We start from the raw sequence: 12,066 nt of genomic DNA on the forward strand, positions 1-12,066 counted from the left end.
ATAAAGGCAAAAGCGCGCTTGACTGCGAGACAGACACGTCGAGCAGGTACGAAAGTAGGTCTTAGTGATCCGGTGGTTCTGTATGGAAGGGCCATCGCTCAACGGATAAAAGGTACTCCGGGGATAACAGGCTGATACCGCCCAAGAGTTCATATCGACGGCGGTGTTTGGCACCTCGATGTCGGCTCATCACATCCTGGGGCTGAAGCCGGTCCCAAGGGTATGGCTGTTCGCCATTTAAAGTGGTACGCGAGCTGGGTTTAGAACGTCGTGAGACAGTTCGGTCCCTATCTGCCGTGGACGTTTGAGATTTGAGAGGGGCTGCTCCTAGTACGAGAGGACCGGAGTGGACGAACCTCTGGTGTTCCGGTTGTCACGCCAGTGGCATTGCCGGGTAGCTATGTTCGGAATAGATAACCGCTGAAAGCATCTAAGCGGGAAACTAGCCTCAAGATGAGATCTCACTGGAACCTTGAGTTCCCTGAAGGGCCGTCGAAGACTACGACGTTGATAGGTTGGGTGTGTAAGCGCTGTGAGGCGTTGAGCTAACCAATACTAATTGCCCGTGAGGCTTGACCATATAACACCCAAGCAATTTGCTTGCTTCGAGCTGAAAAGCGAAAGAGCACCAGATTGCGGTGTGTGAAGACGAAATGAACCGAAAGTTCGACTCTTGCAAACACCGAAAGCTATCACATACCCAATTTGCTGAAGCGAGGCCAACTGGCCACGACTCAGTCCCCGAATTTCTTGACGACCATAGAGCATTGGAACCACCTGATCCCATCCCGAACTCAGTAGTGAAACGATGCATCGCCGATGGTAGTGTGGGGTTTCCCCATGTGAGAGTAGGTCATCGTCAAGATTAAATTCCGAAACCCCATTTGCGAAAGCAGATGGGGTTTTGTTTTGGGCGATCGGAAAGTGCGAAGACGCTCATCCGAGCAATCTTCAGTGCTAAAGTCCATGCCTCGATTTTGCTTTTCCCAAGGAAGCCGTTATGCCGGATGCGACGTCCCCCAGCGCTGGATTTATGGTGGTTCATGGCAATCGCCTGGACGAACTACGCAGCCTGGTGGTGAGCTGGATGCGCCGCTACCCACTGGCTCCCCTGGAAAACGAAATTGCCCTGGTACAGAGCAACGGCATTGCCCAGTGGCTCAAACTGGCCCTGGCGGAAGACCCAGAAGACGGCGACATGGGCGGCTGCGGAATCGCTGCCGCGATCGATGTTCAGCTCCCCGGCAGCTTCATGTGGCAGCTCTATCGCATGGTCTTGGGTCGTGACGAAATCCCCCCCACGTCCCCGCTCGATAAAGCCCCACTCACTTGGCGCCTGATGCGCTTGCTTCCTGAGCTCATTGATCAGCCGCACTTCGAGCCATTGCAGCGCTTTCTGACGAACGACGCGGACTTGCGTAAACGCTACCAGCTCGCGGAACGCCTGGCTGACTTGTTCGACCAATACCAAGTCTATCGTGCCGACTGGCTGGAGGACTGGGCCGCCGGCCGCCACCAATTGCGCAACGGTCGAGGGGAATCCAAGCCTCTTAACCCCGCCAATTGCTGGCAAGCCGAGTTATGGCGCGCACTGCTGTTGGACGTCGGGGAAGAGGGGATGGCCGAAAGTCGCGCCGGCGTCCACCAACGCTTTATCGAACGTATCAATGCTCTTGAGGAAGCGCCGAAGGGCTTGCCTTCTCGGGTGATTGTTTTCGGGATTTCTTCCTTGCCTGCCCAAGCGCTCGAAGCGTTGGCTGGCCTTGCCCGTTTCAGCCAAGTCTTGCTGTGCGTGCACAATCCTTGTCGCCACCACTGGTCCGACATCGTCGCCGACAAAGATCTACTGCGTAACGAATACAAGCGTCAATCACGCAAAGCCGGTATGCCGGTCACCATCGACCCACAAACCTTGCACCAGCACGCCCATCCGCTGCTGGCCGCCTGGGGTAAACAAGGCCGCGACTACATCAGTCTTCTGGACAGTTACGACGACCCGAACAGCTACCGCGCTGCCTTTCGTGATGGCCGCATCGACCTGTTCAGTGACAGCGAGCCCACGACACTGCTCAACCAGCTCCAGGACGATATCCTCGAACTGCGCCCACTCAACGAAACCCGCGACCTATGGCCCGCAGTCGATCTGGAGCGTGACACCTCAGTTCGCTTCCACATTGCCCACAGCGCCCAGCGCGAAGTGGAAATCCTTCACGATCAACTGCTCCAACGCTTCAGCGCCGACCCCACGCTTCGTCCAAGGGACATCATTGTCATGGTCCCCGACGTCGACAGCTACGCACCGCATATTCGTGCGGTCTTCGGCCAGTTGGAAAGAAGTGATTCACGCTTCATCCCCTTTACCCTGACCGACCAAGGTCAACGTGGCCGCGACCCTCTGCTGATCGCCGTCGAACACCTGCTCAAACTCCCCGACAGTCGCTTTCCCGTCAGCGAGATTCTTGATCTGCTGGACGTCCCGGCCTTGCGTGAACGCTTTGCCATCAAGGAGCGCGACCTGCCCACATTGCACCGCTGGATTGAAGGTGCCGGTATCCGTTGGGGGCTCAACGCGGAACAACGGGCCGGCCTCGGTCTGCCAAGTGAGCTGGAACAAAACAGCTGGAGTTTCGGCCTTCGCCGTATGCTGCTGGGTTACGCCGTCGGCACCGGTGCTGCCTGTAACGGCATTGAACCTTACGACGAAATTGGCGGACTCGATGCGGCATTAATCGGCCCGCTGGTGGCTTTACTCGACGCACTCGGCGATGCCCATCAGGCGTTGTCCCAACCCGCAGCTCCCCACGAGTGGGGCGAACGTTTGCAACGCCTGATGCAACTGTTTTTCCTGCCCAGCAGTGAGCACGACGATTACCTGCTGGGTCAGCTTGAGCAACTAAGGGAAACCTGGCTGGTAACCTGCGAGTCAGTAGGCCTACAGGATGAGTTACCGCTCACCGTAGTCCGTGAAGCATGGCTCGCCGGCCTGGACCAAGGTCGTCTATCCCAGCGATTCCTCGCCGGGGCTGTCAATTTTTGCACCTTGATGCCTATGCGCGCGATTCCGTTCAAGCTGGTTTGCCTGCTTGGTATGAACGACGGCGACTACCCGCGAGCCCAACCACCCTTGGATTTCGACCTGATGGGCAGCGACTATCGCCCAGGCGACCGTTCGCGCCGCGAAGACGACCGTTACCTACTACTTGAAGCGCTGCTATCGGCCCGAGACCAGCTTTACATCAGTTGGGTCGGCCGAAGCATTCGCGATAACAGCGAGCGTCCTGCGTCTGTTTTGATCGGCCAACTGCGCGACCATATCGCCAGCGGCTGGCATAACGCAGAACCAGAAAAGCCACTGCTGGACGCGATGACCCAGGAACACCCACTCCAACCTTTCAGCGCCCGCTACTTCCACGAAGGCGATCCGCTGTTCAGCTACGCTCGCGAATGGCAGTTGCTACACGAAGCGCAGGTAGCCGCACCTGAGCAAGATGATCTGGCACAACACCATCAGGAAGAACCCCTGAGCCTCGGCCAGTTGCAAGATTTCCTACGCAACCCGGTCAAACACTTCTTCAGTCAGCGTCTGAAAGTGTTCTTCGAGGCCGCCGAAGTGCCGCTGGCCGATGAGGAACCCTTCGTTCTCGATGCGCTGCAACGTTACAGCCTGAGCGATAGCCTGTTGAATGCGGCGCTGTCCCAACCCGATCACCTGGACCAAGCCCTCAACGCCCAGGCCCTGCGTTTGCAAGGAAGTGGCTTACTGCCCATGGTCGGTTTTGGCGAGTGCCTGCGCAACGAATTGATCGAGCCTCTGCCGGGTTTGCTGCAACGCTACCAACAATTACTGGCGCTCTGGCCCACTCCACACATCGGTGCCGAACCGATCAGTTTTGAGCATCAAGGCATTGCATTGGAAGGCTGGATCAGCGGCCTGCACCGACGCAGTGATGGCGGATTGCTTAGCGTCACCACCATCCCCAATAGCATTGGATCGATCAAGGCACGCAAGTGGCATCGACTGATCCGCCCTTGGGTCAACCATGTGGTGGCGTGCGCCTGTGGCCTACCGTTGAGCACGGGTCTAGTGGCAAGTGACGATACGTTGTTACTGGCCCCGCTGGATAAGCCCGTCGCCCAAGAAATCCTCAGCAACCTGCTGCTGGCCTGGCACAGTGGAATGAGAAAACCGCTGCCGGTAGCCGTCAAAACGGCCTTCGCCTGGCTTAGCCAAACCGACCCGGCCAAAGCGCAGGCGGCAGCGAGCAAAGCCTATGAAGGTGACGGCCTGACCACCGACGGCGAACGCCGCGAAACTCCGGCGCTTACCCGGCAGTTCCCCGATTACGCAGCCTTGATTGCCAGCGAAGAATTCGAAGGCTGGTGCGAAACCTTATATCGACCGCTGATCAATGCCCCATGGCGATCACTTACAGGCGAAGAGGCCGGCGCATGAGCAGCAAACCCTTGGCCCTGGCCTTCCCGCTGAGCGGCAGCCAACTGATCGAAGCCAGCGCCGGTACCGGCAAGACCTTCACTATTTCTGCCTTGTATCTGCGTCTGGTACTGGGTCATGGTGGTGATGAAGCCGGGTTCGGTCGCGAGTTGCTGCCACCGCAAATCCTCGTCGTCACCTTTACCGATGCCGCCACCAAAGAACTGCGCGAGCGTATCCGCATTCGTCTGGCCGAAGCCGCTCGTTTCTTCCGCGATGAGATCGAACAACCCGACGCGCTGATCGCTGACCTGCGCGCGCAATACCTCCCGGAGCAATGGCCCGCCTGCGCCAACCGCCTGGACATCGCCGCGCAATGGATGGATGAAGCAGCGGTTTCCACGATTCACAGCTGGTGCCAGCGCATGCTGCGCGAGCACGCGTTTGACAGCGGCAGCTTGTTCACCCAAACCCTTGAAACCGACCACAGCGACCTGCTCGGCGAAGTGCTGCGCGACTACTGGCGGCTGTTTTGCTACCCAATGCGTGACGACGCGCTCAACTGGGTGCGCAACAACTGGGGCGGTCCTGCCGCATTGATGCCTCGGGTGCGCGCGCTGTTCGGCAGCGATAGGCCCACCGATGAAACCCGCGAACCCGCGGAGCTGATCAATGCCTGCTTGCGGGAGCGCCGAGAAGCCCTGATAGAACTCAAGGCGCCCTGGCAGCAATGGGCCGCAGAGCTGCGTGACATCTGCCTGCAAGCCGTGGCCGCGAAAGCCGTTGACGGGCGCAAGATGCAAGCGCGTTACTTCGAGCCCTGGTTCGAAAAAATCAGCGCCTGGGCCGCTGATGAAACCTTGGAACAACTGGACATCGGCACCGGCTTCACCCGCCTCACCCCCGACGGCATGGCCGAAGCATGGAAGGGCGACCCGCCGCAGCACCCCGGCATCGACGCCATGGCCGGCCTCAAAGCAGCTCTCGACGCCTTACCAACCCCTGACGCCGCCGTGTTGCAACACGCTGCCGGTTGGGTGGGTAAACGCTTCGAAGAAGAAAAACGCCGTCGCGCAGAAATGGGCTTCGACGACATGCTGATCCGCCTGAATGCCGCTCTGCAGGCAGAGGGTGGCGAACGCTTGGCCAGCGTGATCCGCGAGCAATTCCCGGTGGCTCTGATCGACGAGTTCCAAGACACCGACCCGGTGCAGTACAGCATCTTCGACAGCATTTACCGCATCGAAGAGAACCACCTCGACAGTGGCCTGTTCCTGATCGGCGACCCCAAGCAAGCGATCTACGCGTTCCGTGGCGCCGACATCTACACCTACCTGCGCGCCCGCCAATCCACCACCGGCCGCCACCACACCTTGGGTACCAACTTCCGTTCCAGCCATGCGATGGTCGAGGCGGTGAACCATGTGTTCCAGCGCGCAGAAACGGGCCGGGGCGCGTTCCTGTTCCGCGAGCCGAATGGCGATAACCCGGTGCCGTTCCAGCCGGTGTTATCCCAAGGCCGCAAGGAAAAACTGCAGGTCGACGGCCAAACGCTACCGGCCATGCACCTTTGGCACCTGCCCACCGACCAGCCGGTGTCCAACGCGGTGTACCGCCAACAACTGGCCGCCGCCTGTGCTACCCAGATTGTCGAGTTGCTCAACGGCGGCCAGCAAGGCACGGCCGGTTTTTTAAGGCCGGATGACAGCTTCAAAGGCGTACTGCCGTCAGACATCGCCATCCTCGTGCGCGACGGCAAGGAAGCCCAAGCGGTGCGCGCCGAGTTGGCCGCCCGTGGTGTGCGCAGCGTATACCTGTCCGACAAGGATTCGGTGTTCGCCGCCCAGGAAGCTCACGACTTGCTGGCCTGGCTCAAGGCCTGTGCCGAGCCGGACGTCGAGCGGCCGCTACGGGCTGCCCTGGCTTGCGTCACCTTGAACCTATCACTGCCCGAACTTGAGCGTCTGAACCAGGACGAACTGGCGTGGGAACGCCGCGTGATGCAGTTCCGTGGCTACCGCGTGATCTGGCGAACCCAAGGCGTGCTGCCGATGCTGCGTCGTCTGCTGCACGACTTCAAACTGCCGCAAACCCTGATTGCCCGCAGCGACGGCGAACGTGTGCTGACCAACCTGTTGCACCTCAGCGAGTTGTTGCAACAAGCCGCGTCGGAACTTGACGGTGAACAGGCGTTGATCCGCCACCTGGCCGAACACCTCGCGTTGTCCGGTCAAGCCGGGGAAGAGCAAATCCTGCGCCTGGAAAGTGATGAGCAACTGGTCAAGGTCGTGACCATTCACAAATCCAAGGGCCTGGAATACGACCTGGTCTTCCTGCCCTTCATCTGTTCGGCCAAGCCGGTCGACGGTAGTCGCCTGCCGCTGCATTACCACGATGAAACCGGCAAGTCGCAAGTCAGCCTGCGTCCTACGCCTGAGTTAATCGCCCAGGCCGATGACGAGCGCCTGGCCGAAGACCTGCGTTTGCTCTACGTGGCCCTGACCCGCGCCAAACATGCCTGCTGGCTTGGCGTTGCCGACCTCAAGCGCGGCAACAGCAGCAGCTCGGTATTGCACCTGTCGGCGCTGGGCTACTTGCTCGGCGCTGGAGCTTCGTTGGGCGAGTCTGCGGGACTGGCGCGCTGGCTGCTGGATCTGCAGGAAGGCTGCCCGGCCATCCACTATGCCCACGTGCCCGATGCCCAAGAGATCATGTTTCACCCGCCGCGCAACCAAGCGACTTTGCTCGCACCGTTGCTGCCTAAGCGCAAAGCTGCCGAAAACTGGTGGATCGCGTCCTACAGCGCCTTGCGAATGGGTGAAAGCATGAGCGTCGCCAACCTCGAAGCGCCAGAAAGCCCACAAGCGCAAAAGCTGTTTGATGACGAACGCCTCGATCCCGACGCACCGCGTGAAGTAGCGGCTTCCGGCGGCGATATTCACCGTTTCCCACGCGGTCCTAACCCAGGCACCTTCCTTCACGGCCTCCTGGAGTGGGCCGGCGAAGAAGGTTTCAACGCGACGTCGCAAGCCATCGAGAACGCTGTAGGTGCGCGCTGCAATCGCCGCAACTGGGAAGGCTGGATCATCACCCTCAGCGATTGGCTGGGTCACTTACTGCACACGCCATTGCCTGTGGATAACGACCACGTCAGCTTGAGCAGCCTGCAGCAGTATCAGATCGAAATGGAATTCTGGTTCGCCAGCCACAAAGTCGACGTGCTTGCCCTCGACAAGCTGGTCTGCCAGTACACCCATAACGGTGTCTCCCGTGTCGCTGCCGAGCCGGTGCTGCTCAACGGCATGTTCAAAGGTTTTATCGACCTGACCTTCGAACACGATGGCCGCTACTACGTGGCTGACTACAAATCCAACTGGCTCGGCCCTGACGACTTGGCCTACACCCAAGCGGCCATGGAGCAGTCGATCCTTGAGCATCGATATGACCTGCAATACGTCCTTTACCTGCTGGCGCTGCATCGCCAGCTCAAGGCGCGTCTGCCGGACTACGACTACGACCGCCACGTCGGTGGCGCGCTGTATGTGTTCTTGCGGGGCACCCAAGCCGTCAGCCGAGGAGCGTTTTTCACCCGGCCGCCGCGTGAGCTGATCGAAGGCCTGGACCTGCTGTTCCAGGGCAAGCCCATCCCGCCCAAGGTTGAGCCTGCCTGGGAACAAGGAGTGTTGTTATGAGCCTGTTGCCATCACCGCTTGAGGCACTGGAACCCCTGAGCCGCGCTGCCGACCTGGTGCAGTTGCTGGAGCGTTGGGTTGACCGCGGTTGGCTGCGCGCATTGGACAAAGCCTTCGTCGGTTTCCTGCACGAACTCGACCCACACGCCGACCCTTTGGTGTTACTGGCCGCGGCGCTGACCAGCCATCAACTGGGCCACGGCCATGTGTGCCTGGATCTGTTCGAAACCCTCAAAGCGCCAGACTTTGCATTGTCCTTGCCGCCCGAAGGCGACCTGCAAACCGGCGCCATGCTGCTGCCGTCTCAGTTGCTCGACGGCCTCGACGGCGCCCACTGGTGTCACGCATTGGCCGCCAGCCCGTTGGTCGCCCTGGCGGTGGACGGCAGCGAATCGGCACACAGTCGTCCCTTGGTACTGTCGGGCACACGCCTGTACCTGCGCCGCTACTGGACCTACGAAAGGCGCATCGACACCGCATTGCGCTTGCGTCTCGCCACCCAGGAAAGCGTCGCCGCGGATTTGCCCCAGCGCTTGAATGGCTTGTTTGACCAGCCGCCGCCCGACGGCGTGATCGACTGGCAAAAACTCGCCTGCGCATTGGCCACCCGCGGTGCCTTCAGCATCGTCACCGGTGGCCCCGGCACCGGCAAGACCACCACCGTGGTGCGCCTGCTCGCACTCTTGCAAGCGCCAGCGGTAGAAACCGGCAGCCCGTTGCGTATCCGCTTGGCCGCGCCTACCGGTAAAGCCGCCGCGCGCTTGACCGAATCCATCAGCCAGCAAGTGCTGTCGCTGACAGTGCCGCAAAGCGTGAAGGAAAAGATTCCGACCCAGGTCACCACGGTTCATCGTTTGCTGGGCAGCCGTCCGGGCACTCGGCACTTTCGCCATCACCTTGGTAACCCGTTGCCCCTGGATGTGCTGGTGGTGGACGAAGCCTCGATGATCGACCTGGAAATGATGGCCAATCTGCTGGACGCGTTACCGCCCCATGCCCGCTTGGTGTTACTAGGCGACAAGGACCAACTCGCCTCGGTAGAGGCTGGCGCCGTACTGGGTGATTTGTGCCGCGACGCCGAAGCCGGCTGGTACAGCCCTCAGACTCGTCAATGGCTGCAAGCCGTCAGCGGTGAAGACCTCGACGCCAGCGGCCTGCTGGAGGACCTCGACGGCAGCCATCCTCTGGCCCAGCAAGTGGTGATGCTGCGTTACTCGCGACGTTTCGGCGAAGGCAGCGGCATCGGCCAATTGGCGCGCTGGGTCAACCAGCAAAACGCCGAAGAGGCCCGCAAGTTATTGGCCGCGCGTAGCCATAACGACCTGTTCTGCGTCGGCCTTAAAGGTGAGCATGACCACGCCCTGGAACGGCTGGTGCTGGATGGGCAGGGCGATGGCGCCCAGGGTTATCGCTATTACCTCAACTTGCTGCACAGCGCGCGTCCGGCCCTCGAAACCCCGCGCGACGATCTCGCCTGGACCCAGTGGGCGCAACAACTGCTGCAAGCCTTCGATGCGTTCCAACTGCTCTGCGCCGTGCGCAAGGGCCCTTGGGGTGTGGAAGGGCTGAACGTGCGCATCACTGCAGCCTTGCGCAAAGTGCGGCTGATCGAGGGTGACGAGCAATGGTACGAAGGTCGCCCGGTGCTGATGACACGCAACGATTACGGCCTGGGCTTGATGAACGGCGACATCGGTATCGCCCTGAAGCTGCCCGAAAGTGACGGCGGCCCTCAGGTGCTGCGCGTCGCTTTCCCACGTAACGACGGCCAAGGCGGCGTGCGATTTGTATTGCCCAGCCGTCTGAATGATGTGGAAACCGTATACGCCATGACCGTGCACAAATCCCAAGGCTCGGAATTCACCCACACCGCGCTGATCCTGCCGGACGCCTTGAACCCGGTGCTGACCAAGGAACTGATCTACACCGGCATCACCCGCGCCAAACGCTGGTTTAGCCTGATCGAGCCCCGTGGCGGTGTGTTTGAGGAGGCCGTGCGGCGCAAGGTCAAACGCTTGAGTGGGCTGATGCTGGAGTTGGGTCCGGAGTCAGAAATATCTGACGCTGTGCTATCGTTGCGGCATCACCCCGATAACACCTGAGAGTATCGCTGCATGAACGTGGCCGTCTCGCCCACTGAGCGTAGTTTGAGCTGGAGACGCCTACTGCTGATGGCGGTTCTATGCCTGCTGGCACCTCGCGTATTTGCCGAAGCCCCGGGCCCGGCTGATCAGCGCGCCCAGGCGGTCACCCAAGTGGTACTTGGTATTCTCAGTTATGCCCGCTGGCCCGTGGAGCCTGAGCAACTGCGCCTGTGCATCCTCGGCCCGACTCAATACACCGACGATCTGATCAAGGGCACCACCCAGGCCACCGGTCGTCCGGTCGTGGTGCGACGCCTGCTGGTCGACCACCCCGATGTCGTCAACGCCTGCGATGCCGTGTACATCGGCAAACTCAGCACTGACGAACGCAGCCGCCTGTTTGACTCGTTGATCGGCCATCCGGTGCTCAGCATCAGCGAAGGCGGTGACCAGTGCACCGTGGGCAGCCTGTTCTGCCTGCGCGTGGGCGATGAGCAGGTGTCGTTTGAGGTCAACCTCGACTCGGTGGCGCGCAGCGGCGTGCGTATTCACCCCAGCGTGCTGCAACTGTCCCGTCGTCGGGCGCCGGCCTCATGACAGCCGTGACTGTGCGACCCACTCTGCGCTCCGTTATCGGCCGCGGGCATATGATCCTGGCGCTGGTAGCGGTGACCCTGGCCAGCGTGTCCCTGACCCTGCTCGGCGTCTTGGCGCTGCGGGTCTACGCCGAACACAACCTGCACCTGATCGCGCGTTCCATCAATTACACCGTCGAAGCGGCGGTGGTGTTCAACGACCGCGCTGCGGCCACCGAAGCCCTTAGCCTGATTGCTTCAACTGAAGAAGTGGCCCAGGCCGATGTGTTCGACGCCAGCGGCAGGCTGTTGGCGCATTGGGAACGCCCGGAAACCGGCATGCTCTCGCGGGTTGAACTGGCACTGGCGCATACCCTGCTTGAACAGCCCATCAATCAGCCGATCCTGCACCAGGGGCGGACCATCGGCAGCATCCACCTGACCGGCCACGGTGGCAGCCTGCTGCGCTTTCTACTCAGTGGTCTGGCGGGGATCCTGATCTGTACCGCTCTCAGCGCTTGGGTTGCCCTGCACCTCGCGCGCCGTTTGCTGAAGGGCATCACCGGGCCGCTGCAAAGCCTCGCCGCCGTGGCCCACGCCGCGCGCAGCGAACGCGACTTCGACCGTCGCGTGCCGCCGGCGCGCATCGCCGAACTCGATAGCCTGGGCAGCGACTTCAATGCTTTGCTTGGCGAGATGGAAGCCTGGCAAAGCCACCTGCAAAGCGAAAACGAAACCCTCGCACACAAGGCCAACCATGACAGCCTTACCGGCTTGCCGAACCGTGCGTTCTTCGAAGGCCGGTTGATCCGTGCCCTGCGCAGCGCTGCCAAGGCCAAGGAACAATTGGCGGTGCTTTACCTCGACAGCGACCGCTTCAAAGAGATCAATGACAGCTTTGGACATGCGGCAGGGGATGCCGTGCTCGTGGCCGTCGCCGAGCGCGTGCGTGCGCAACTGCGAGAAGACGACCTGGTAGCACGCCTGGGCGGCGATGAGTTCGCCATCCTGCTGGCGCCGCTGCACAAGGTCGAAGACGCCCAGCGCATCGCCGACAAGATCATCGCCAGCATGGACACGCCGATTGCCGTGCCTGGCGACACCCAGGTGTTTACCTCCCTCAGTATTGGTATCGCCATCTACCCCGAACACGGTGTCACCCCCGGCACCTTGCTCAATGCCGCCGATGCGGCGATGTACCAGGCCAAACGGTTTTCCCAGGGCGGCCAGCAAACGGCAGAGTCGGAGCACTCTACCGCCAATGTTCAACACAGGAGTTGATC

Annotated in this window: 5 protein-coding genes and 2 rRNA genes (1 of these 7 only partly in view); all 7 read left to right on the forward strand. The window is 60.9% G+C overall.

The features are described 5' to 3' along the window. Positions 1–580: ribosomal RNA gene (locus AB4N82_RS14480) — 23S ribosomal RNA — on the forward strand; it begins 2,312 nt to the left of the window's first position. Between the two features lie 169 nt (positions 581–749). Continuing rightward, positions 750–865 (forward strand): 5S ribosomal RNA (gene rrf, locus AB4N82_RS14485). Positions 866–1,000: 135 nt separating this feature from the next. Beyond that, entirely contained in the window at positions 1,001–4,453 is a 3,453-nt protein-coding gene (gene recC, locus AB4N82_RS14490) for an exodeoxyribonuclease V subunit gamma (RefSeq protein WP_122763902.1), read from the forward strand. Further along, the gene (recB, locus tag AB4N82_RS14495; protein ID WP_460105091.1) at positions 4,450–8,124 is read left to right on the forward strand and encodes an exodeoxyribonuclease V subunit beta; all 3,675 of its coding nucleotides are present in this window, start codon (positions 4,450–4,452) and stop codon (positions 8,122–8,124) included. Before recC ends, recB begins: the two co-directional genes overlap by 4 nt. Continuing rightward, on the forward strand, positions 8,121–10,226 hold the full coding sequence (gene recD, locus AB4N82_RS14500; RefSeq protein ID WP_099602223.1) for an exodeoxyribonuclease V subunit alpha: 2,106 nt from the start codon (positions 8,121–8,123) through the stop codon (positions 10,224–10,226). Before recB ends, recD begins: the two co-directional genes overlap by 4 nt. A 12-nt stretch (positions 10,227–10,238) precedes the next feature. Next, a complete protein-coding gene (locus tag AB4N82_RS14505; protein ID WP_032885562.1) occupies positions 10,239–10,805 on the forward strand; it encodes a YfiR family protein in 567 nt (188 codons plus the stop codon). After that, positions 10,802–12,064, forward strand: coding sequence for a diguanylate cyclase domain-containing protein (locus AB4N82_RS14510; RefSeq protein ID WP_032885563.1), 1,263 nt, complete (start codon positions 10,802–10,804; stop codon positions 12,062–12,064). The genes AB4N82_RS14505 and AB4N82_RS14510 overlap by 4 nt, the downstream gene beginning before the upstream one ends. The last annotated feature ends 2 nt before the right edge of the window (positions 12,065–12,066 follow it).

The sequence above is a fragment of the Pseudomonas sp. H1_D04 genome, from assembly GCF_054683855.1.

Excerpts from the sequence above, each read along its gene's own strand:
- recC (WP_122763902.1), top strand. The coding sequence starts at position 1,001 with ATGCCGGATGCGACGTCCCCCAGCGCTGGATTTATGGTGGTTCATGGC.
- recB (WP_460105091.1), top strand. The coding sequence starts at position 4,450 with ATGAGCAGCAAACCCTTGGCCCTGGCCTTCCCGCTGAGCGGCAGCCAA.
- recD (WP_099602223.1), top strand. The coding sequence starts at position 8,121 with ATGAGCCTGTTGCCATCACCGCTTGAGGCACTGGAACCCCTGAGCCGC.
- AB4N82_RS14505 (WP_032885562.1), top strand. The coding sequence starts at position 10,239 with ATGAACGTGGCCGTCTCGCCCACTGAGCGTAGTTTGAGCTGGAGACGC.
- AB4N82_RS14510 (WP_032885563.1), top strand. The coding sequence starts at position 10,802 with ATGACAGCCGTGACTGTGCGACCCACTCTGCGCTCCGTTATCGGCCGC.